The sequence below is a fragment of the Phytobacter ursingii genome, from assembly GCF_001022135.1.
In the GTDB taxonomy this organism is placed as follows: Bacteria; Pseudomonadota; Gammaproteobacteria; order Enterobacterales; family Enterobacteriaceae; genus Phytobacter; species Phytobacter ursingii.
In genome coordinates, this window is sequence record NZ_CP011602.1 from 4,820,544 (window position 1) to 4,843,435 (window position 22,892).

The 22,892-nt window shown below is 55.7% G+C and carries 20 protein-coding genes; 9 read left to right on the forward strand and 11 right to left on the reverse strand.

Going from position 1 to position 22,892, the window contains the following annotated elements:
• Window positions 1–2 precede the first annotated feature (2 nt).
• From yiaK to AB182_RS26305, 5 genes are all read right to left on the reverse strand, one after another.
• The gene (gene yiaK, locus AB182_RS26285; RefSeq protein ID WP_039080160.1) at window positions 3–1,001 is read right to left on the reverse strand and encodes a 3-dehydro-L-gulonate 2-dehydrogenase; all 999 of its coding nucleotides are present in this window, start codon (window positions 999–1,001) and stop codon (window positions 3–5) included.
• A 111-nt stretch (window positions 1,002–1,112) separates the two neighbouring features.
• Window positions 1,113–1,976, reverse strand: a complete 864-nt coding sequence (locus AB182_RS26290; RefSeq protein WP_047372636.1) for an SMP-30/gluconolactonase/LRE family protein — start codon at window positions 1,974–1,976, stop codon at window positions 1,113–1,115.
• A 1-nt stretch (window position 1,977) separates the two neighbouring features.
• Window positions 1,978–3,045, reverse strand: coding sequence for an ABC transporter substrate-binding protein (locus AB182_RS26295; RefSeq protein WP_223883640.1), 1,068 nt, complete (start codon window positions 3,043–3,045; stop codon window positions 1,978–1,980).
• 63 nt (window positions 3,046–3,108) lie between these two features.
• Complete coding sequence (locus tag AB182_RS26300) at window positions 3,109–4,179, reverse strand: ABC transporter permease (RefSeq protein WP_047372638.1); 1,071 nt, start codon at window positions 4,177–4,179, stop codon at window positions 3,109–3,111.
• 17 nt (window positions 4,180–4,196) lie between these two features.
• Complete coding sequence (locus AB182_RS26305; protein WP_047372639.1) at window positions 4,197–5,717, reverse strand: sugar ABC transporter ATP-binding protein; 1,521 nt, start codon at window positions 5,715–5,717, stop codon at window positions 4,197–4,199.
• A 222-nt stretch (window positions 5,718–5,939) separates the two neighbouring features.
• Between AB182_RS26305 and yiaJ the strand changes: the two genes are divergently transcribed.
• Window positions 5,940–6,755, forward strand: a complete 816-nt coding sequence (gene yiaJ, locus AB182_RS26310) for an IclR family transcriptional regulator YiaJ (RefSeq protein ID WP_039080164.1) — start codon at window positions 5,940–5,942, stop codon at window positions 6,753–6,755.
• A gap of 123 nt (window positions 6,756–6,878) precedes the next feature.
• Window positions 6,879–7,352 carry a 4Fe-4S dicluster domain-containing protein gene (locus AB182_RS26315; protein ID WP_047372640.1) on the forward strand — a complete coding sequence of 158 codons (474 nt, stop codon included), beginning with the start codon at window positions 6,879–6,881 and terminating at the stop codon, window positions 7,350–7,352.
• A 66-nt stretch (window positions 7,353–7,418) separates the two neighbouring features.
• Here the strand turns inward: AB182_RS26315 and avtA are convergent, their stop codons facing one another.
• Window positions 7,419–8,672 carry a valine--pyruvate transaminase gene (gene avtA, locus AB182_RS26320; protein ID WP_047372641.1) on the reverse strand — a complete coding sequence of 418 codons (1,254 nt, stop codon included), beginning with the start codon at window positions 8,670–8,672 and terminating at the stop codon, window positions 7,419–7,421.
• Window positions 8,673–9,052: 380 nt separating this feature from the next.
• Between avtA and AB182_RS32420 the strand changes: the two genes are divergently transcribed.
• On the forward strand, window positions 9,053–9,367 hold the full coding sequence (locus AB182_RS32420; protein ID WP_139153732.1) for a hypothetical protein: 315 nt from the start codon (window positions 9,053–9,055) through the stop codon (window positions 9,365–9,367).
• A gap of 139 nt (window positions 9,368–9,506) precedes the next feature.
• On the forward strand, window positions 9,507–9,659 hold the full coding sequence (locus tag AB182_RS32720; RefSeq protein ID WP_167337908.1) for a hypothetical protein: 153 nt from the start codon (window positions 9,507–9,509) through the stop codon (window positions 9,657–9,659).
• Window positions 9,660–9,714: 55 nt separating this feature from the next.
• Here the strand turns inward: AB182_RS32720 and AB182_RS26330 are convergent, their stop codons facing one another.
• A complete protein-coding gene (locus AB182_RS26330; protein ID WP_047372643.1) occupies window positions 9,715–11,745 on the reverse strand; it encodes an alpha-amylase in 2,031 nt (676 codons plus the stop codon).
• A 317-nt stretch (window positions 11,746–12,062) separates the two neighbouring features.
• Between AB182_RS26330 and AB182_RS26335 the strand changes: the two genes are divergently transcribed.
• Complete coding sequence (locus tag AB182_RS26335; RefSeq protein ID WP_047372644.1) at window positions 12,063–12,890, forward strand: protein bax; 828 nt, start codon at window positions 12,063–12,065, stop codon at window positions 12,888–12,890.
• A 51-nt stretch (window positions 12,891–12,941) separates the two neighbouring features.
• Here AB182_RS26335 and xylR read toward each other — a convergent pair whose 3' ends face one another.
• The 4 genes from xylR to xylF all read right to left on the reverse strand — a co-directional run bounded on the left by xylR (window position 12,942) and on the right by xylF (window position 17,989).
• Window positions 12,942–14,120 (reverse strand): D-xylose utilization transcriptional activator XylR, encoded by a 1,179-nt coding sequence (gene xylR / locus AB182_RS26340; RefSeq protein WP_047372645.1) that lies wholly within the window; start codon window positions 14,118–14,120, stop codon window positions 12,942–12,944.
• A 92-nt stretch (window positions 14,121–14,212) separates the two neighbouring features.
• A complete protein-coding gene (xylH, locus tag AB182_RS26345; RefSeq protein ID WP_047372646.1) occupies window positions 14,213–15,394 on the reverse strand; it encodes a xylose ABC transporter permease XylH in 1,182 nt (393 codons plus the stop codon).
• A complete protein-coding gene (locus AB182_RS26350; RefSeq protein WP_047372647.1) occupies window positions 15,372–16,913 on the reverse strand; it encodes a xylose ABC transporter ATP-binding protein in 1,542 nt (513 codons plus the stop codon). Before AB182_RS26350 ends, xylH begins: the two co-directional genes overlap by 23 nt.
• An 83-nt stretch (window positions 16,914–16,996) precedes the next feature.
• Window positions 16,997–17,989: a D-xylose ABC transporter substrate-binding protein gene (gene xylF, locus AB182_RS26355; protein WP_047372648.1), complete on the reverse strand. Its 993-nt coding sequence runs from the start codon at window positions 17,987–17,989 to the stop codon at window positions 16,997–16,999.
• Between the two features lie 360 nt (window positions 17,990–18,349).
• Between xylF and xylA the strand changes: the two genes are divergently transcribed.
• The 4 genes from xylA (at window position 18,350) to AB182_RS26375 (ending at window position 22,803) form a co-directional block, all read left to right on the forward strand.
• A complete protein-coding gene (gene xylA / locus AB182_RS26360) occupies window positions 18,350–19,672 on the forward strand; it encodes a xylose isomerase (protein ID WP_039080173.1) in 1,323 nt (440 codons plus the stop codon).
• 86 nt (window positions 19,673–19,758) lie between these two features.
• Window positions 19,759–21,213, forward strand: coding sequence for a xylulokinase (gene xylB, locus AB182_RS26365; protein WP_047372650.1), 1,455 nt, complete (start codon window positions 19,759–19,761; stop codon window positions 21,211–21,213).
• Between the two features lie 133 nt (window positions 21,214–21,346).
• Window positions 21,347–21,886, forward strand: coding sequence for an isochorismatase family protein (locus AB182_RS26370; RefSeq protein ID WP_047372651.1), 540 nt, complete (start codon window positions 21,347–21,349; stop codon window positions 21,884–21,886).
• Window positions 21,883–22,803 (forward strand): GlxA family transcriptional regulator, encoded by a 921-nt coding sequence (locus tag AB182_RS26375; protein WP_047372652.1) that lies wholly within the window; start codon window positions 21,883–21,885, stop codon window positions 22,801–22,803. The genes AB182_RS26370 and AB182_RS26375 overlap by 4 nt, the downstream gene beginning before the upstream one ends.
• Window positions 22,804–22,892 lie beyond the last annotated feature (89 nt).

Below are 22,892 nucleotides of genomic sequence, written 5' to 3' on the forward strand. Positions count from 1 at the left end.
CCTTACAGCGACTTGATTTTCGCCCACACGCTGTCGTCAACGGTGATACCGTTGCGGCGGTTTTCTTCCAGCAGACGCGTAAATTCATGGCCCGGCAGACGTACAGGGACATTTTCATCGGCACGTTCGGCGGTCGTGATGTAGTCCATGATGCGTTGCAGCTTGGCATCACGGGTGGCACCGTCGATCAGTTTGTCCACTTCAATGGCGATAAAGACCTGCGAAATGTTGAACTCGTCGCTGTTGTCTTCGGTGACGGCGGCCACGGAGGAGCCATCGGACAGCAGGGTGGCGATCATATCCAGCACGATGGAGAGGCCCGAGCCTTTCCAGTAACCCATTGGCAGAATGCGGCGGTTTTTCTCAATCGGTGCCGGGTCTTTAGTCAGCTTGCCTTCGTCGTCAAAGCCCCCCTCAACCGGCAGCTGGCGGCCCGCCAGGCGGTTCACTTCCAGCATGCCGTAGGAGAACATCGACATGGACATATCCACCATGGTGATCGGCGTGGATGGAATGGCAACGATCAGCGGGTTGGTTCCGATACGGCACTCTTTCGCACCCCACGGCGGCATAACGGCGATGGAGTTGGTCCAGCAAATGCCGATATAGCCTTTCTCCGCTGCCTGCCAGCCGTAGCTGCCGCCGCGCATCCAGTGGTTAGCGTTACGTACCGCCACCAGGCCGATACCGTGGTCTGAGGCCAGTTCAATCGCGCGGTCCATCATCTTTTTCGCGGTCAGGTTGCCGATGGAACGCTGGGCATCCCACTGTTCAATCGCCCCCAGCGACGTGATGCGTTTTGGCAGCGCATCCGGGATGATGTCGCCGTTTTCCAGTTGCTGGATAAAGCGCGGGAAACGGTTTACGCCGTGTGAATAGACCCCTGACTCGGTGGTGCGGGCAAACATCTCCGCACAGGCATCGGCGGTTTCTGCCGCCACGCCGCGCGCCAGCAGGACACGGTTAAACTCATTTTTAAGGTCAGAAAAACTCAATAACATACGCTTTCTCCATCACATCTTCGTTTTACATAGTGGAATGTCATTCCACTAAACTATGTTGGGTTGTGAAAACGCGCCGGCAGGGCCGGTGCGTTTCGGTATTAATCCTGTTTATCCCTGAATACGGGAGGGGGCGATGGTCACCCGGTAAAGCGATGTGGTCGCGGTAATAAACAGCGTATTTCCGTCAGGCCCGCCAAACGTGCAATTAGAGACCCGCTCAGGGACCGGAATAGTTTCCAGCAACGTCCCCTGCGGCGAGAAAATCAAAACGCCGGTCTCGCAACTGCAGAAAATATTCCCCGCCGGGTCAACGCAAAAGCCGTCCGGAATACCCGGCGCGACCTGGGTGACCACGTGAGAAAATACCGCGCTTTCGCCGTCGAGACGGTAAGCGCGAATTTCCCGGCGACCCTGCGTGGGGAAATCGATAATCGACATATCCGCCACATACAGCCATTTGTCATCCGGCGAGAAGGCCAGCCCGTTGGGGCGCTGGGTATCGCTGATGACGATCGTCGCCCGGTTGCCTGCCTCATCAAAACGGTAGACGTAGCAGCCGATCACCTGGCTTGCCGCGCGATAGCCCTCTTCGTCGCCGACGATGCCGTAGGGCGGGTCGGTGAACCAAATCGACCCGTCCTGGCGCACTGCGATATCGTTTGGCGAGTTGAAGCGCAGCCCGTCGATTTTATCCACCAGCAGGGTGTGATTGCCCTGCTTATCCGTCCGGCTGATACCGCGTCGACCGTGTTCACAGGTCAACAAACGCCCTTCATTATCCAGCGCGTTGCCGTTGGCAAAGTGGGACTCGGCGCGAAACACACTGACACCACTTTGCGCATTCCAGCGGTACATCTTGTTGCCCTTCACATCGCTGAAAATCACGCTCTGCTGTTCTGCCAGCCAGACCGGGCCTTCCGCCCAGATGGCCGGAGAACAGAGGCGTTCAAAACTGCCCGCGACGGCTAACATCTCACTTCACTCCCCAGATAGCTTTGTAGTGATCGCGATACTGGTTGCCGGGGTCGAATTCGTTGTTCTGACCACCGTCGGCGCTGATGTTCTCTTTGGTGACCAGGTGCGCCGGAGTGACGTAGCCAGACGGTTGTTTGCCGGCGAAGGCACGGTTGAATTCATCCAGTAACTGCCAGCCGTGCAGTTTCAGCGGCTCCGGCACGGTCGCGACTTGTGCCTTGCCGTCGCGTACGCGCTGGTAGGCGGTGACGGAACCATCGCCTGCCGAGATGTTGTATGGCGGTTTGCCATCCGTGCCTTTACCCGCGGTTTGCAGGGCCGGGGCCATAAAATCAAAATACAGGTCGTTGATGGCCAGTGAGTATTCGAACTTATCGCCATATTTTTGCATCAGGCTGTAGGTCATGCCCGGCATGCGGTTAGAGGTGTCGGCAAGCGGGGTATCGATAAATTCCACTACCTGGCAGCCGCTGCACTGCTCAATCACTTTCTTCATCGCGTTGGCTTTATCCAGGGCGATTTGGTAGAGCGAGTCGGTGAAAATCAGCACCTTAGCGGTACCGTTGGATTTCGCGACGGCGTAGAGCGCCGCCATGCGTGACACTTCGTTAGAGTCCGAGGTCACGTTGTAGAAAATGTTGTAGGCCGGCACCGGGCCCGGTGTCGGAACGGCGTGCCATGCGGTCAGCACGATGCCCTCTTTCACCGCTTTTTTCAGCGGGATTTTGGCGACGTTTGGGTTCCAGCCACCAATCACAATACCGTCCGGTTTGCGGGCAATTGCCTGGTTCAGCGCCGCCAGTTGGTCTTTGACCGAACCCGCGCCATCCAGCACGTCGAGTTGCCAGCCCGCGATTTTCGCCGCTTCTTCCAGCCCCTCTTTCACCCCCAGCACGCCGCCGTTTTTCATGTCTGACGCGATGAAGATAATCTTTTTGTTCGGCTGTAACGCCGGGCCCTGCGTTGGGCCATCCCACACGGTGACAGGCGCGGTCGCTTTGGCAATGGCTGCCTGTGCCTGCTGAACATAGCTGTCATCGGCCAGGGCGAAACCGCTTGCCATCATCAACCCGGCAGCCAGACAGCATTGAACTATTTTGTTATACATTTTCAGTTCCTTACGCGAGAGTCATTGGGTAACAGAGGAGCCCGGTGCGGTCGTTTGAGCACGCTGCACCAGTTTTTTATTTAATGCCCGGCGGCGCTGTGCATAACCGGCCAGGGTAATCGACAACAGGAGCGTCGCACCGTTGAACAGCGGTTCGACCCAGAAGGCGCCGCCGAACTGCTGAATCCCGGCGATACCAATCGCCAGTACCGCAATCCCGACCACCGTGCCCCAAACGTTCACGCGCCCCGGACGAATAGTGGTACTGCCAAGGAACGCACCCACAAGGGCAGGCAGAAGATAGTCCATACCGACGCTGGCCTGGCCGACGCCCTGCTCGGCGGCAATGATCACTCCGGTAAACCCGGTTAAGGTGCTGGAGGCGATAAACGCGCCGATGGTGTAACGGTTAACGGCGATGCCGTTGAGCGCGGCCGCGACCGGGTTACCGCCCACTGCGTACATACAGCGACCAATCGGGGTGTGTTCGGTGATGATCCACAGCACCACGGCGGCAAACAGGACATAAAAAGCCACCACCGGAATGCCAAACAGGTCTGAGTGGTGTAGGGCAATAAAGGCGTCCGGTAAATCGCCGACAATCTGCCGTCCGCCGGAGTGCCAGAGTGCGATGGCGTAGAGCACGGTGCCGGAACCGAGTGTGGCCACGAAGCTGTCGATGTCCGCCAGCGCCACCAGAATGCCGTTCAGCAGGCCATACAACGCGGAGAGCACCAGCACGATCGCCACGGCCACCGGCCAGGAAAAGCCATATTCCACCTGCAACGTGATGGCGAGGATGTGCCAGAGCACGATGCCAAAGCCGACGTTAAGGTCGATTTTCCCGACGATCATCGGGATGGTTGCCGCCAGCGCCAGCAGAGCTATTTTCGATTTACTGTCGAGAATGGCCTGTAAGGTCAGCAGTGAAGCGAATGAAGGTGTCGTCAGCGAAAAAACGATAACCAGCACCACGCAGATCACGGGCAGACCGTAACGAGTGGTTAATTGTCCAAGCCAGGCGGCGGCGCCATGTTCATGAAGCGATACGCGTGATTCCAGGGCCGTCGATTTCATTGATGTTTTAGCCATAACTAACGCACTCCGACTTAATGTAGTGTGCCGCTGCCGGACGCCAGTTCGAGCAACCTGGCGAACGTGACATCCTGGTTGAGAAGCTCGCCGACAATCTGCCCGCGGTTAAACACCAGCGCCCGGTTGCAGATATGCGCCACCTCTTCCAGGTCATTCGAGATAACCAGAATGGCGACGCCGTTTTGCAGCGCCTGATTGAGCAGGTCATAGATTTCCGCACGCGCGCCCACATCGACGCCCGCGGACGGGTCTTCCAGAATGAGCAGTGGGGCATTCAGTGAAAGCCAGCGCGCCATCACAACCTTTTGTTGGTTACCGCCTGACAGTGCGCTGATTTCAATGTTGATTTGCGCTGGCCGGACATCGAACTGGCGGATTTTCTCCCAGCTCATCGGCGCTTCGCTTTTTTCGTTATAGCGGGACAGTGGGGCGTGACCGTGTTTACACGGGTTCATAAATAAGTTTTCACGCACCATCATGCCCGGAATCAGACTTTCATGAAGGCGATCGCCTGCGACAAAAGAGACGCCCGCAGACATCGCCTCCCCTGGTGTTGTCGCCGTAAACGGCACGCCATTTAATGTTATTTGCCCGCTTTCCTGTGTACGGCAGGCAAACAGCAAACGTCCAATCTCTTCCTGCCCGGCGCCGCGTAGACCGGCGAGCGCCACCATCTCACCGGCACGCAGCTCGAATGAAACGGGTCCGGTATCACCCACTTTGACGTTGTCCATCTTTAACAGCACCGGCGCATCCTTATCGGGTAAGGCCTGGCGCTGGTCGTCACGCAGACTTTCGCCAACAATCAGCTCGACCAGACCACGCAGGGTGTAGTGGTCGATATCACCACCGCCTGCATAGCAACCATCGCGCATGGCGCAAACGGAGTCGGCCATCTCCATCACCTCATCCAGACGGTGGGTGATATAAATCATGCCGACCTGTTTTTCCCGCAGGATGTTCATCACCCGGAACAGGTGGCGAACATCGTCCGCAGGAAGGGAAGCCGTCGGCTCATCGAGCACCAGCACCGAGGCATCTACTGCCACCGCGCGGGCTATTGCCAGCAGGGACTTTTCAGTACGTGAGAGGTCGAACACGCGGTCATCCGGGTCAAGCTGAATGCCGATATCTTCCAGCGCTTTTTGCGCCTGGCGGCGTGTTGCCGCCCAGTCGATCAGCCCAAAGCGACGGGGAAAACCCATCACCAGCGCCATGTTTTCCGCGACAGTCATCCACTCCACCAGACCTAAGTCTTGATGGATAAAGGCGATAGGTTGTTCGTTGCCCTGGCGCAGCGCGGCGGCAGAATCCACAGGTTCACCGCGAAACAGGATTTCGCCGCCGTCGCGGGAATAGACGCCGGCCAGCACCTTAATCAGCGTGGATTTGCCCGCACCGTTCTCCCCCAGCAGTGCCACAACCTTGCCCGGATAGATATCCAGGCTGACGTTGTTGACCGCCACATTTCCCCCAAAGCGCTTAACGATATGGCGCATGGATAACAACGGAGATAACACTGCTGCTTCTGCCATTTAAGGTGACCTCCCACCGAGGGAAAGAGAACGTTGTGCAACCTGTAAATTTCACTATGCGAAATCTGATTTCAAATATAGCGATCATGATTTGACAAATCAATTGCTGGATATATTTTTGAAATGTAATAAAATCAATAAATTACAAAATTTCTGTTCAGATCGTGAAGTGAAACACACTTTGCGCTACCATCAGGTCGCCACAAAAAGGAGGCGGAAGCGATGAACACCAAAGAGAGTGAAAACACGCAGGAGAAAGAGAGGCCGGCAGGAAGCCAGAGCTTGTTTCGCGGTTTGATGTTGATAGAGATACTGAGCAATTACCCGAACGGTTGTCCGCTGGCGCACTTGTCCGAACTGGCGGGGCTGAATAAAAGTACCGTGCACCGATTACTGCAGGGGCTGCAATCCTGCGGCTACGTTACCCCCGCGCCCGCTGCCGGGAGCTACCGCTTAACCACAAAATTTATCGCCGTCGGCCAAAAAGCGCTGACGTCGCTGAATATCATCCACGTTGCCGCGCCGCATCTGGAAGCGCTGAACCTGGCGACCGGGGAAACCATTAACTTCTCCAGCCGCGAAGACGATCACGCCATCCTGATTTACAAACTGGAACCGACGACGGGCATGTTGCGTACGCGCGCCTATATTGGCCAGCATATGCCGCTGTACTGCTCGGCGATGGGGAAAATCTATATGGCCTTCGGACAGCCCGACTATGTGAAAGAGTACTGGGAGACGCATCAGGAGCAGATTCAACCGCTGACGCGTAATACCATTACCGGCCTGCCCGCGATGTATGATGAACTGGCGCAGATCCGTGAAACCAGTATGGCGATGGACCGGGAAGAGAATGAGCTGGGCGTCTCCTGTATTGCCGTACCGGTGTTTGATATTCATCATCGCGTGCCTTACGCCATCTCTATTTCGCTTTCTACATCACGCCTGAAACAGATTGGCGAGAAAAACCTGCTCAAACCGCTGCGCGATACGGCACAGGCTATCTCTAACGAGCTGGGATTTACGCTGCGCGTGTAGGCAGAAGGCCAGATGTGCTCGGGCAAATGAACGATTTACCCGCTTTCACCATCGGGATCAAAGCGAAGACGGTTCGTTCTCTGGCACTCTGAGCGGAATTTTTCTGTATCAGGGGTGTGGAGAATGAACCGTTTTATACTTGCGGATTCGACCAAATGTATCGGCTGTCGTACCTGTGAAGTCGCCTGTGTAGTCTCACACCAGCAGGATCAGGACTGCGCAGCGATCTCCCCGAAAACCTTCAGCGCGCGTATTCGCGTCATAAAAACCGGCACGTTTTCTACGGCGGTCACCTGTCGTCACTGCGAAGATGCCCCTTGTGCCAATGTTTGCCCGTCCGGGGCTATCAGTCGGCTCAATGGCGCGGTGTATGTGGAACAGGCGTTGTGCATCGGTTGTAAAAGCTGCATGCTGGCCTGCCCGTTCGGCGCCATGCAAGTGACAATGGAAAAGGGCAAGGTAGAAGCGCAAAAATGCGATTTGTGTCTGCACCGCGAAGCCGGACCTGCCTGCGTGGAAGCCTGCCCGACTAGCGCGCTATCCTGTGTTGATCCCATCAGGCTGCGACAAAACCGCCTCAACAGTTATTTAGCGTAACGCATTGACGTTTCTGGTTAAGAGAGGCAGGCAGTTGAGCCCTCATCAGGAGGGCCGTGTTATCTGTTACGCGTGCTCGCGCCAGGCGATTTCAATTTCCTCGGCGAGGATTTTCACCCCGGCTTCGATTTTTTCCGGGTCTGGCACATAGTTCATGCGCATACACTGGTGCGTATGCGGCCATGGCTTATCAAGTCCCGGGAAGAAATAGTTGCCGGGAACCATTAACACGCCGCGCTTTTTCAGTCGCTGGTACAGCAGCTCGGTGGTGATCGGCAGGTCTTTAAACCATAACCAGAGGAATATCGCTCCTTCCGGCTTGTGAATCAGACAGCGTTCTTCCGGCAGGTAACGACGAATAATCGCGATCGTTTCCTGCACGCGCTGGTAGTAAAACGGCTTAATCACGGTTTCCGACAGGCGCAGCAGATCGTTACGCTTAATCATTTCACACATCATCGCCGGGCCAATACCGCCTGGTGCGAGACTGATAATGCCGTTCATATTTCGGATGGCGGAAATCACTTTGTCGTTGGCGATGATAATACCGCAACGACTTCCCGGCAGGCCCAGCTTCGACAGGCTCATGCAGAGAATAATATTCGGATTCCATAAAGGCCGGGCTTCGCTAAAAATAATGCCCGGAAAGGGGACGCCATAGGCGTTATCAATCACCAGCGGAATGCCGTGCTGATTGGCCAGCGCATCCAGTTTGATCAGCTCTTCATCGGTAATGACGTTCCCGGTTGGATTGGTCGGGCGTGATACGCAGATCATCCCGGTCTCTTCACCGATATGCAGGTGTTCGAAATCAACATGGTATTTGAACTGGCCGTCCGGCAGCAGTTCGATGTTCGGGCGCGCGGAGACAAACAGATCTTCTTCCAGCCCGGAATCGGCATAGCCAATATACTCAGGCGCTAATGGAAACAGTACTTTACTGGTACTTCCGTCGGCACGGCGGCCAGCAAACAGATTGAATAAGTAGAAAAACGCGCTTTGGCTGCCGTTTGTCAGTGCAATATTTTGTGGTTCAATGTCCCAGCCCAGTTCATCGCGCAGCATGTTTGCCAGCGCCGTCAACAGCTCTGTCTTCCCTTGCGGACCATCGTAGTTACACAGCGCATCAGTCGCTTTACCGTTTTCGACCATTTCTGCCAGCAGGCTATGGAAGTAGTCGGTCATCGCCGGAATTTGCGCCGGATTACCGCCGCCAAGCATGATGGCGCCGGGAGTGCGCAGGCCATCGTTAAGGTCTTCCATCAGGCGGGTGATGCCTGCGTGACGGGTAAATTTGTCGCCGAAAAGTGAAAATGTCATAGCTGATGTTCTGTCGGGCCGATTTTAAAAATGGCTAACCATAGCGCTACATACCCTGCTGTGCAAATCGGATGAGATGGGGTGTGGTGACGTTTTATTTTGTTGATTTATGATTTGGTGGGATTTTATATTGTTGGGTGAGTCTGTCTGACCGCCGGGTTTGCGGCCTGTCCCGGATGCGGCGTGAACGCCTTATCCGGGCTACGACTGGCGGGCAACCAATGGCTTTGGTAGCCCCGGTAAGCGCAGCGCCACCGGGGAATGTCCCGGATGCGGCGTAAACGCCTTATCCGGGCTACGACTGGCTGGCAATCATTGGCTTTGGTGGCCCCGGCAAGCGCAGCGCCACCGGGGAATGTCCCGGATGCGGCGTAAACGCCTTGTCCGGGCTACGACTGGTCTGGCAATCATTGGCTTTGGTGGCCCCGGCAAGCGCAGCGCCCCCGGGGAATATCCCGGATGCGGGTAAACGCCTTGTCCGGGCTACGACTGGCTGGCAATCAATGGCTTTGGTAGCCCCGGTAAGCGCAGCGCCACCGGGGAATATCCCGGATGCGGCGCAAACGCCTTATCCGGGATACGACTGGCTGGCAATCAATGGCTTTGGTAGCCCCGGTAAGCGCAGCGCCACCGGGGAATATCCCGGATGCAGCGCAAACGCCTTGTCCGGGCTACGACTGGCTGGCAATCATTGAGTCTGGTAGCCCCGGTAAGCGCAGCGCCACCGGGGAATGTCGCGGATGCGGCGTAAACGCCTTATCCGGGCTACGACTGGCTGGCAATCAATGGCTTTGGTAGCCCCGGTAAGCGCAGCGCCACCGGGGAATGTCCCGGATGCGGCGTAAACGCCTTGTCCGGGCTACGACTGGTCTGGCAATCATTGGCTTTGGTGGCCCTGGCAAGCGCAGCGCCACCGGGGAGTATCCCGGATGCGGCGCAAACGCCTTATCCGGGCTACGACTGGCTGGCAATCAATGGCTTTGGTAGCCCCGGTAAGCGCAGCGCCACCGGGGAATGTCCCGGATGCGGCCCGGGAAGAGACTCAGTGATTCCCCGCCCACACCACCATCACTTTGTCGCCGTTATGCTCGCGAACGAAGCCGTATCCTTGCGGCAGGCTAAGTGTTGTTTGCTTACCTGCGCCCAGGGCCGGGTGACGGGCGCGGAACTGTCCCAGCGTTTGCCAGTGTTGCAGAGTTTGCGCCGCCTTGCCGTTGATGTCCTGCCAGTTCATGTCTGAACGCGTTCCTTGTAGCGGGTCAGAGCCGGTCGGCCCGAAAGGCCGGCTGGTTTCATCGCCATAAAAAATCTGTACCGCCCCTGGTGCCAGCATCAGCAACTCTGCCGCTTCCTGCCCCCCCTCGCGAAACAGGCGGGTGTCATGAGATGAGAGGTAACTCAGCGCGTTGAAACCCTGGAGCTTCTCCGCCATCTGCTGCCAGACGAGATCCATATTCGCCAGACATTTCACCGCGCCTGCGGCCTGTTCCTGATAATCAAAATTGATCATCGCATCAAAGCCATGGTTGTAATAATCGCTGCGCATGACGCCGTGCCCCCAGGACTCTCCGGTCATCCAGAACGGCGCATCGTCGAGCTTTTTCTGCGGGTTCGCTTTTTTCCATTCGGCCAGCGCATCGGTGGCCTGGGTTTTAAGCTGCTGCCAGGCGGCAAGTTCGACATGTTTGGCGGTATCGACCCTGAAACCGTCGATGCCGTAATCACGCACCCACTGACTTAGCCAGTGGGTCAGGTAATCCCGCGGCGTGTAACCGGGGATTTCACGTGCGGCGGTATCAGGTTTATGGCGATAAAAGTTCGGCAATCCTGACGGCGTGGTGGATTCAGTTTTTAAATCCGGCAGGAAGGCCAGCGACATGGTCAGGTCATCGAAGCCGGGGTTGTCGTAGTCGCCAATGTCGGTACGGATCCACTTTTTACCCCACCAGTTTTCCCAGGCGGCTTTGTCGCTGAAATTAATAAAGTCGTTAAAGCTGTGCCAGCTTTGCCCTGGTCCTGGTCGCCAGTCGGTCCAGCGATCGCCGAGCACTTTTTTGCGCTCAGCCCCCTCAATATAGAGCGCGCCGAACTGATACTCCTGCATATCCGCCAGCGTGGCGTAGCCCGTGTGGTTCATGACCACGTCAAAGAGGATGCGAATCCCACGTTTGTGGGCTTCATCCACCAGGGTGTGCAAATCCGCTTCGCTGCCCATATTGGCGTCCAGACGGGTCCAGTCCTGCGTGTAGTAGCCATGGTAGGCGTAATGCGGAAAATCGCCTTTTGTTCCACCGCCCACCCAACCGTGGATCTGCTCAAGCGGTGAGCTAATCCACAGCGCGTTGACGCCGAGTTGTTGCAGGTAGTCCAGTTTGCTGGTGAGCCCTTTCAGATCGCCGCCGTGAAACGTGCCAATCTCCTGCATCCCATCTTTGTGGCGTCCGTAGCTGTTGTCGTTTGACGGATCGCCGTTGACAAAGCGGTCAGTCAGCACGAAATAGACCGTCGCGTTTTGCCAGCTAAAAGGGGCTGGAGCGGTGGTTTCGGCCCGTTCGAGCAGCAGCAGACCGTCGCTGCCATTATCCGGTTGCAGCGTTATCTTGCCGTTTTGCACCATCGCCGTTTTCTGGCTGTAGAAATCGCGCACCATGGTCCCTTCCGGGAAGGTCTTGCTGACGTCGAGCGTCAGGGCTTTACCGTCCCAGATGGGGCACTGGCGCACCACGTTAACCGCCTGAGTTGCGGCTTCGCTTTTCACCGACAGCATCAGCGTTGGCGTGCCGGAGCGGGTATCGAGTTGAATCTGGTATTGCCCTTCACGGAAAACGCGCCACTGAGGGGCATCGCCAGTGCAGGGTTTCAGGGAGAGCATCTGGTTGAGTTTGATGTCGGCGGCAGGCTGCCAGCACTGCTGATCGTTGTGCAGGGTCAGCGGATACGCCCCTTTCTGCAATGTGCTGCTGCTGCGCCAGACCCCGGTGCCATCATCTGAAAAGGCAGAGAGACCAGGAGCCGACCAGTTGGCGCTGGCGAGGGCCGGTATAAGCAGGAGAAAAAGGGCACTGTATTTCATCTGAACCTTCCCGTGGCATCCGTTTTGACCATTGTGCCACTGGCACAGCGCGGGCAACTCATCCTGTTCGGGTAATCGCCAGGGTGGAGAGCGCCGGGTGAGTGATCGTGCGCAAATTTTGCGCAGAATTTGCGATAACCGCCACAAATCTCTGCTGTTGTTTTCGTTACCTGACAGGTTTGAGATGACAGGCTTTCGGAATTGGATTATTTCTGTACGTGCCCTGAAGCGCTATTTTTGATATGATTTGAGATTCAGCTCTCAAAATTGTGTAAAAAATAAGGCGTTGGAATGTTTATATCCGACCAGGAGACTTAATGATATCGACTCCCTTACGACGAATAGGGGCTACGATACTCATGTTACTCACCGTGGCATTTTCAGGTGAGGTGCTTGCGCAGACGCACAGCAAAACAGCGAGTCACAAAGCCCCAATCTCAAAGACGACCGGTAAAAAACAGGCAATCAGTAAACAAGAGTATTCTCGCAATAGTGTAAATAGCAGTTCACTTCCTGACTTGCGAAAATACCCTTCCGGAGCACCAAGAAAGAAAGCGTTTCTCCGGACGGTCATGCCTTACATTACCAGTCAAAATGCAGCGATTACCGCTGACCGTAACTGGCTGATGACACGTCAATATAGCCAACAATGGTCGACGGCTGACCGTACACGCTTAAAGGATATCGCCAAACGCTACAAAGTGAGCTGGTCTGGCAATACCCGCCGTATTCCGTGGAATGCGTTGATGGAGCGCGTGGACATCATCCCGGACAGCATGGTCGCCACCATGGCAGCGGCAGAAAGCGGCTGGGGTACGTCGAAACTGGCGCGTACCAACAACAACCTCTTCGGTATGAAATGCGGGAAAGGCAGTTGTAAAAACGGCCCAGGCAAAGTGAAAGGGTATTCGCACTTTGAATCGGTGAAAGAGTCTGTGGACGCCTATGTGGTGAATCTGAACACCCACCCGGCTTATGCCTCTTTCCGCAAGTCGCGCGCACAGTTGCGTAAAGCGGACCAGGAAGTAACAGCCAGCAACATGATCCACAAGCTGAAGGGTTATTCCACCAAAGGCAAGAGTTACAACAACTATCTGTTTGCCATGTATCAGGATAACCAGCAGCTCATCGCCTCGCACATGTAATCGCATAAACGCCTTCCTGTCGGAAGGCGTTTTTCTTTTCTGAATACCACGTTAAATCAGTGTCTCACCGTAGCGTTCACGGTAATCCTTCGGCGTGCTGTCGTACTCTTTGCGAAACACCGAATAGAAATATTGCAGGGATGGGTAGCCGCACATCTGCGAAATTTCATTGATGGAAAGGGAGGTGGAAACCAACAGACTGCGTGCTTTTTCCAGTTTTTCGGCGTGGATCACCGCATGGATGGTTTCGCCCACTTCCTCTTTAAAGCGCTTTTCCAGATTCGAACGTGAAATCCCGACGGCATCCAACACCTGCTCTACCTTGATTCCCTTACAGGCGTGATTACGAATGTAATGCATCGCCTGAATGACCGCCGGGTCATTCAGGGAGCGGTAATCCGTTGAGCGCCGCGCCACCACGCGTACCGGTGGAACCAGCAGGCGCTGTAGCGGCATGGGTTCGTTGTCTAACAGGCGATGCAGCAGTTTCGCCGCCTGGTAGCCCATCTGTCGGGTCCCCTGGGCAACCGATGAGAGCGCCACGCGGGACAGGTAGCGGGTCAGCTCTTCATTGTCGATACCAATCACACAGAGTTTCTCGGGTACCGGAATATGCAGATGGTCACACACCTGGAGCACATGGCGGGCGCGGGCGTCGGTCACGGCGATAATGCCCGTCTGCGGCGGCAGCGTTTGCAGCCAGTCTGCCAGCCGATTTTGTGCGTGCTGCCAGTTCTCCGGCGCGGTGGTGAGCCCCTGATAGACTACGCCGCGATATTTCTCCTGTGCGACCAACTGGCAAAAAGCATGCTCTCGCTCAACGGCCCAACGTTTACCACTGGAGGCGGGCAGACCATAAAAGGCAAAGCGGTGCACCCCTTTCTCTTTAAGATGCAGAAAGGCCTGCTCGACCAGGGCAAAGTTATCGGTAGCAATGTAGTGCACCGGCGGGTAGTTTTCCGGCGCGTGATAGGAGCCGCCGACGCCGACAATCGGAACGTCAACATCGGCCAGCAGGCGCTCAATTTCAGGATCGTCATAGTCGGCAATGACGCCATCGCCGAGCCACTCTTTGATGTTTTCGATGCGGGTGCGGAAATCTTCTTCGATGAAAATATCCCACTCAGATTGTGACGCCTGCAAATATTCGCCAACCCCTTCAACCACCTGGCGGTCATAGACTTTGTTGGCATTGAATAACAACGTAATGCGGTGGCGTTTCTCGAACATATCGGTTCCGTCGCTGGTTAATCATTAATTCTGATTATCATATTCGGCACACTACCGGAGAAAAATCTTCCGGCAGTGTGATCGCTCCTGGTTTACGCCCGACGTTTGGTGGCGGAATCCATCCACACCGCCAGCAGCAAAATGGCCCCTTTAACGATGTACTGCCAGAATGTGGGCACGTCCATCATACTCATGCCGTTATCCAGCGACGCCATGATAAATGCCCCCATCACTGCCCCCGCCACGCTACCTATCCCGCCTGCGAGACTGGTACCGCCGATAACGCAGGCGGCGATAGCGTCCAGTTCGGCAATATTACCCGCCGAGGGGGAACCCGCACCGAGACGTGAGCTGAGAATCAACCCGGCAATCGCTACCATCAAACCGTTGATGGCGAATACCGCGAGCTTGGTGCGCTCCACATTGATCCCGGACAGGCGCGCCGCCTCAAGGTTACCCCCGATAGCATAGATGCGACGGCCAAACGCGGTGCGCGTGGCCATAAACATCCCCGCCAGCAGCAGAAAGACAAGCAGCAATACTGGCGTCGGGACACCGCGATAATCGTTAAGCAGCCAAATGGCGCCGAGTACCAGCACGGCGATGAGCGACTGGCGACCCACGACGGCGGTGGAGGCGGTGGTGGTCAGCCCCATCGCCTGGCGGCGCAGCCGTCCACGCCACTGCCACAGGATGAAGGCGACAAGCCCCAGCGCACCTACGCCGAAACCTACGCCATCAGGCAGATAGCTTTGCCCGATTTGCGACATGGCGGCGCTGGTAGGCGAGACGGTCGTGCCGTTAGTGATGCCTATCAACACACCGCGAAACGCCAGCATCCCCGCAAGGGTGACGATAAACGACGGCACTTTACGATAGGCGACCCACCAGCCATTCCAGGCACCCAACAGTAAACCCATTACCAGCGTGACCACAATGGTCAGCGGTAAAGGCCAGCCCAGCCAGACGTCGAAAATCGCCGCCGCACCGCCCAGCAGGCCCATCATCGAACCCACGGAGAGGTCGATTTCCGCTGAAATAATGACGAACACCATGCCTACCGCCAGGATGCCGGTGATGGCCGTCTGGCGCAGCAGGTTTGAGACATTACGCGCGCTCAGGTAAGCGCCGTCGGTCATCCAGGTAAAGAACATCATGATCACGGCGATGGCCGCAATCATAACAAAGACCTGTAGATTCAGGGACTTCAACCCTGCGAAGGCACCCGGTACCGGGGCGGATAGTTTCATTTCAGACGGGTTGCTTTTCGACATGATGTTCGCTCCTCAGCGCCGCTTCCATGACCTGCTCCTGGGTCAGTTGATGATTAATTAGGTCGGCTTTTAGCTTGCCTTCATGCATCACCAGTACCCGATCGCTGAGCCCCAGCACTTCGGGCAATTCGGAAGAGATGACAATAACGGCAATCCCCTGCTGTACCAGTTGATTGATTAATTTATAAATTTCGTACTTCGCGCCGATATCAATCCCGCGCGTCGGTTCGTCGAGGATCAGAATGCGCGGGTTGAGCAGCAGGCAGCGGGCAAGAATGGCTTTTTGCTGATTCCCGCCGCTCAGGCGACCAATCGCCAGATCGGGGGAGGAGGTTTTCACTTTCAGACGTTGCAGAGACTGCAAAATGCAGTGCTGCTCTGCTGCATCGTCCAGGCTACTCAGTGTGCCGGAAAACTGGTCCAGCGCCGCGAGGGTAATATTTTTGCCGACGGCCATCACAGGGACGATGCCATCTTTTTTGCGGTCTTCCGGCACCATCGCGATACCGCTGGCGATCGCCTGCTGGCAGTTATGGATGTGTACCTGCTTGCCATCAAGGAAGATATTGCCTTCCCAGCGTCCCGGCCAGACGCCAAACAGGCACTGCACCGCTTCGGTACGTCCTGCCCCCACCAGCCCGGCAATACCCAAAATTTCGCCACGTTTAAGGGAGAAGGAGACGTCATTGACCCGTTTGATGTGCTTATTGACCGGGTGCCAGGCGGTTAAATGTTCGACGCGTAAGATCTCATCGCCGGTTGTGTGGGGTTCGTTGGGGTAGAGAGCCGTGAGTTCGCGACCCACCATCATGGTGATGATGTCGTCTTCACTCATGCCTGTGGCATCGCGTGTGCCGATATGCTGACCATCGCGGATCACGCAGATGATGTCAGAGATGGCCTTCACCTCGTTAAGTTTGTGCGAGATATAAATACAGGCGATACCGTGATTCTGCAGGTCGCGAATAATATCCAGCAAGACGGCCGTTTCTTGTTCGGTGAGCGAGGCGGTCGGTTCGTCAAGAATAAGCAGACGGACCTGTTTATTCAGCGCCTTGGCGATTTCTACCAGTTGCTGTTGCCCAAGCCCAAGATCGCCGACACGGGTATTAGGGGAAATCGTCAGACTGACCTGAGCGAGCAACTTTTCACAGCGCAGCGTCATGGTGTCGTAATCCATCACGCCATGATGGGTGATTTCGGTACCGAGAAAGATGTTTTCCAGTACTGTCAGGTGCTTAACCAGCGCCAGCTCCTGATGAATTATCGCAATGCCTTTACGCTCGGTATCACGGATATGGCCGGCCTGCAGGGTTTCGCCAGCAAAGATAATTTCGCCGTCATAGGTGCCCCAGGGATAAATGCCGCACAGTACTTTCATCAGCGTGGATTTGCCGGAGCCATTTTCACCGCAAAGAGATAATACTTCGCCTGCATTGAGCCGCAGACTCACATTATCAATGGCCTTGACCGCGCCGAAGGCCTTGGTGATGTTCTTCATTTCAAGTAAATAAGGCATAACTGCTCCACGTAATTCGAGGTATTCACAGTGCCTGAAGACATGTTCCGGCGTGCCTCCTGTCGGGAGACACGCCGCGAGGCTTAGAGCTGATCTTTCTTATGGAACCCGTCTTTGATGACCGTGGCGTCGATGTTGTCTTTGGTGACTTCAATCGGCGTCAACAGACGGGCGGGGACATCTTTCAGACCGTTATTGAGGGAGGAATCCGCTTTCGGCTGTTTGCCATTACCGAGCTCAACGGCGATCTCTGCGGCAGTGTTAGCCAACTGGGTGATGGGTTTATAGACCGTCATAGTCTGGCTACCATTCATCAGGCGTTTAATCCCGGCGAGGTCGGCGTCCTGGCCTGAAATGACCACTTTGCCAGCCAGACCCTGGGCGCTAAGCGCCTGAATTGCACCGCCTGCGGTAGCATCGTTAGACGCCACGACAGCGTCGATTTTGTTGTTGTTCGCCGTGAGGGCGTTTTCCATGATTTTCAGCGCATTTTCAGGCAGCCAGCCGTCGACCCACTGATCGCCGACAATTTTAATTTTGCCGCTATCAATATAAGGTTTTAATACTTTCATCTGGCCTGCGCGGAATAATTTGGCGTTATTATCAACGGGCGAGCCGCCCATCAAAAAGTAATTGCCCTGAGGCACTTTGCTGACCAGGCTTTGCGCCTGCAATTCACCAACCTTTTCATTATCGAAGGAAATATAAAAATCAATGTCGGCATTATTGATCATACGATCATAAGCCAACACTTTAATCCCTTCTTGTTTGGCTTCTTTTACAACATTACTTAATACCTGACCGTTGTAGGGAATAATAACCAGAACATCAACGCCGCGGTTGATCATATTTTCAATTTGCGACATCTGGGTTTCTTCATTACCGTTAGCCGACTGGACAAAAACCGTGGCACCCAGCGATTCGGCTTTTTTCACAAAAATATCACGGTCTTTCTGCCAGCGTTCGAGGCGTAAGTCATCAATCGCCATACCGATTTTTACTTCTTTTGCGTGACCGGCCATGCTGGCAAGCAGCAAAGAAGCACACAAAGTAAGGCAAAGGTTCTTTATCTTCATAATAGTAATACCTTTTTGTAGGGTGACGAAGCGAGATAAAAGAAACATGCACTGCGATGAACGTTGCAAATTCTTAACGCGTAAACGGTGGCTGGCAATTGCTGGTTTTTATCCCGGCGTTATGTTTTTTGGTTTATTTGTGGAATTTTGACCGTGATCTGATTTTAAAATAAGCGGAAACGGTTTTGCAGGTGGCAACAATTAACACAACGGCTCTCTTATGACTTATTTTGCGAGATGGCGCACATTTGCGCATTCTCTTAATGTCAGTGTGAAATAACGTAATTGAGCAAGGCGAGGAGAGAATCCAGTATTACCTGGAAAATGAATCTTTGCCGACACCTGATTATGGAGCTCATTATGCATGCTTATTTCGACCAGCTCGAACGTGTTCGTTATGAAGGCCCGAAAACAACCAATCCTTTAGCGTTTCGTCATTACAACCCGGACGAGTTAGTGCTGGGTAAGCGAATGGAAGATCACCTGCGCTTTGCCGCCTGCTACTGGCATACCTTCTGCTGGAACGGTGCTGACATGTTTGGTGTGGGTTCATTCGACAGACCATGGCAACAGCCGGGCGACGCGCTGGCGCTGGCAGAGCGCAAAGCGGATGTGGCGTTTGAGTTTTTCCACAAACTGAATGTGCCGTACTACTGCTTCCACGATGTCGATGTCTCGCCGGAAGGCGCCTCGCTAAAAGAGTACCTGAATAACTTTGCCCACATGGTGGATGTGCTGGCGCAAAAACAGCAGCAGAGCGGCGTGAAACTGCTGTGGGGTACCGCCAACTGCTTTACTAACCCGCGCTATGGCGCTGGCGCTGCCACTAACCCGGATCCAGAGGTGTTTAGCTGGGCGGCCACCCAGGTGGTGACCGCGATGAATGCAACTCACCAGTTGGGTGGCGAAAACTACGTGCTGTGGGGTGGACGTGAAGGGTATGAAACCCTGCTCAATACCGATCTGCGTCAGGAGCGCGAGCAGATTGGCCGCTTCATGCAGATGGTTGTCGAACACAAACATAAAATCGGCTTCCGCGGCACGCTGTTGATTGAACCAAAACCGCAGGAACCGACGAAGCATCAATATGATTATGATGTGGCAACGGTGTACGGCTTCCTCAAACAGTTCGGCCTGGAAAAAGAGATTAAAGTGAACATCGAGGCGAACCACGCCACGCTCGCAGGCCACTCTTTCCACCATGAAATTGCCTCTGCTATCGCGCTGGGTATCTTCGGTTCGGTCGATGCCAACCGGGGCGACGCGCAGCTGGGCTGGGATACGGACCAGTTCCCGAACAGCGTGGAAGAGAATGCGCTGGTGATGTATGAAATCATCAAAGCGGGCGGCTTTACCACCGGCGGTCTGAACTTTGACGCCAAAGTGCGTCGCCAGAGCACCGACAAATACGATCTGTTCTATGGCCATATTGGGGCAATGGACACCATGGCGCTGGCGCTGAAAGTGGCCGCGCGGATGAGTGAAGACGGCGAGCTGGATAAACGCGTCGCGAAACGCTATGCCGGCTGGAATGGTGAACTTGGCCAGCAAATTCTGCAGGGTCAGCTAACGCTTGCTGAACTGGCGAAGTACGCTGAACAGCAAAACCTGGCGCCACGCCATCAGAGCGGACATCAGGAACTGCTGGAAAATCTGGTTAACCATTACCTGTTCGACAAGTAACCGAGGCTGGCCTGTATTCGGGCCTGCACACCGACCCGGCCCGGTACGCATAGCGTTGCCGGGCAGGTTTTTTTAAGGAGCCATCTATGTATATCGGGATTGATCTTGGCACATCAGGGGTAAAAGCAATTTTGCTCAGTGAGCAGGGCACCGTACTGGCCTCACAAACGGAAAAGCTAACGGTGTCGCGCCCGCACCCTTTGTGGTCGGAGCAGGACCCGCTGCACTGGTGGCAGGCCACGGACCGGGCGATTCGCGCTCTCGGTGAACAGCATTCACTACAACAAGTGAAGGCCATTGGCCTGGCCGGGCAGATGCATGGCGCCACGCTGCTCGATAACGAAAATCAGGTACTGCGTCCGGCGATTCTGTGGAATGACGGGCGCTGTGCCGAAGAGTGCGCGTTGCTGGAAGCGCAGGTAAAAAACTCACGGTCGATAACCGGCAACCTGATGATGCCGGGGTTCACCGCGCCAAAATTACTCTGGGTAAAGCGTCACGAACCTGACGTGTTTGCCCGCGTGGCGAAGGTCCTGCTGCCGAAAGACTATCTGCGCTGGCAAATGACCGGACAGTACGCCAGCGATATGTCGGACTCCGCAGGTACGATGTGGCTGGATGTGGCAAAACGCGACTGGAGCGACGAGATGCTCGCCGCCTGCGCGCTGACCCGCGACCATATGCCGGCCTTGTTCGAAGGCAGTGATATCACCGGCGCCTTATTGCCGGAGGTGGCGGAGCGCTGGGGAATGGCGCAGGTTGCTGTCGTCGCGGGCGGCGGCGATAACGCGGCGGGAGCCGTGGGCGTTGGCATGGCGGACGCCGGGCAGGCGATGCTTTCCCTGGGAACGTCCGGCGTCTATTTTGCGGTCAGCGAAGGTTTTCTCAGCAATCCCGAAAGCGCGGTACACAGTTTTTGCCATGCGCTACCGGGACGCTGGCATCTTATGTCGGTCATGCTGAGCGCCGCCTCTTGTCTGGACTGGGCCGCTAAGCTGACCGGGCTGGATTCTGTACAGGCGCTGATTGCCGCGGCGGAACAGGCGGATGACAACGCGGGCGATCTCTGGTTCTTACCCTATCTTTCCGGCGAGCGTACGCCGCATAACAATCCGGAAGCCAAAGGCGTGTTCTTCGGCCTGACCCATCAGCACGGACCGAATGAACTGGCAAAATCGGTGCTGGAAGGGGTGGGTTATGCGCTGGCCGACGGGATGGATGTGGTGCACGCCTGTGGCGTGAAACCGCAAAGCATCACGCTTATCGGTGGTGGGGCGCGCAGCCGCTACTGGCGGCAAATGCTGGCGGATATCAGCGGGCAGCAGCTTGATTACCGCACGGGGGGAGATGTCGGCCCGGCTTTAGGTGCGGCCCGTCTGGCGCAAATTGCCGCCAACCCGGATGTCCCGGCGACCAGCCTGTTACCTCAACTGCCGATTGAACAGCAGCATCTGCCCGATGCCGCACGCCATGCCTTGTACCAACCGCGCCGTGAAACCTTCCGCCGTATCTATCAGCAGCTTTTACCGTTGATGTCGTAACGTCTGCGTCCTCCCCGCCTTTGCGGGGCGGATGTTCGTCTGTAATCACCCTGATGATGTCCTTTTTTGGTCTTAGCACCTTGCTTGCTCCTTGCCAGAATAGCCTTACACCCACTGTGTAAGGAGTCCCAAAATGTCACGTACCGCTCTTATCAATATTGATACTCAAATCTCTTTCCTGCATCGCGACAGCTGGCAGGAGGACAATTTCCCCGCCTTTCGCGACGCCATGCTGACCCTGATTGCTGGTTGTATTGCGCGTGATGTCCCGGTAGTGGATATTTTTCATGTCGCTGATGGCGGTCCGTTCGCGCTGGAAAGTGGTTATGTTGCGCCAATGGACTTCTTGCAACATCAGCCTGCGGTGGTCTTCTATAAGCATGTGCATAATGCTTTTACGGATACCGGGCTGGATCACTGGTTGCGTAAAGGTGATATTAACCATGTGATTATTTGCGGGATGCGCACCGAACAGTGCTGTGAAACGACCGCCCGCGTAGCGTCAGATCTTGGCTACAGAGTGACTTTTGTCAGTGAGGCGACGTTAACCTTCCCGATGACGCATAAAGGTATTACGCTGGACTGCGACGCATTGCGTCATCGTACGGAAACGGTGCTGGAAGGCCGTTTCGCCACCGTGAAAACTGTTAGTGAAACACTGGAATCCCTATGACCACCGATGTCTGGTTCGTCATGTTACCGGGCGTGCTGGCGTTGGATATGACCGGCCCGGCAGAAACCTTCTCTCTGGCGGGTGAGGCCTTTCGCCTGCATTACATTGGACCGGACGCTGAGGTGTCGACCTCTATCGGACTGACGATGGGGAATATTGCGCCGTTGCCGGACAGCCTGCCGGAAGGCAGCCTGCTGGTATTGCCCGGCGTTCATCAGTCCGCTCACTATTTTGCCACGCCCCAGGCTGATACTGTTCGCCACTGGCTGATGCGTCTGCAACCGTTGATCCACAGCCAGAAGGTGCTGCTGATGTGTGTCTGTTCCGGTTCGCTACTGGCGGCAAAGGCGGGGCTGATGACGGGGATTCAGTGCACTACGCATCATGATGTCATTGCGCGTCTGAGGGCGGCGGCGCCCGCCGCACTAGTCAAAGAGAATCGGATTTTCATTGAAGACCGGGGGATCTGGACCAGCGCTGGCATCACCTCCGGTATTGATCTGACGCTGCATATCATTCATCGGCTGTGTGGGCCGGAAACGGCGCTGGCGGTGGCGCGCGAGATGGTGGTCTGGTTCCGTCGCTCCGGCGATGACCCGCAGCTCTCGCCGTGGCTGCGCTATCGCAATCACCTTCACCCTGCGGTTCACCGCGCACAAGATGCTCTTAGCGCCGAACCGCAAAAAACCTGGCAACTGGTGGATATTGCTGAGCGGGCGCACGTGAGTCCACGGCATTTAACACGTCTGTTCCAGCAACATCTGGGTATCAGTGTGCGTGATTATCTGGAACAACTGCGTCTGGCGGTGGCCGAACAGTGGCTATTACAAGGGCGGGGTATGGAGCAGGCCGCGATGGCCGCCGGATTTTCCTCTCCCCGCCAGCTGCACCGTGCGCGTCAGCGCGCCGCCGGGTAATGTCGCTATTGGCGTTTTCTGAAAAATGGCCCTCTCCCTCCCGCTTCGCCCCCGTGCCTTTACTATGGGTTACCAAAAAACGGAGGGTA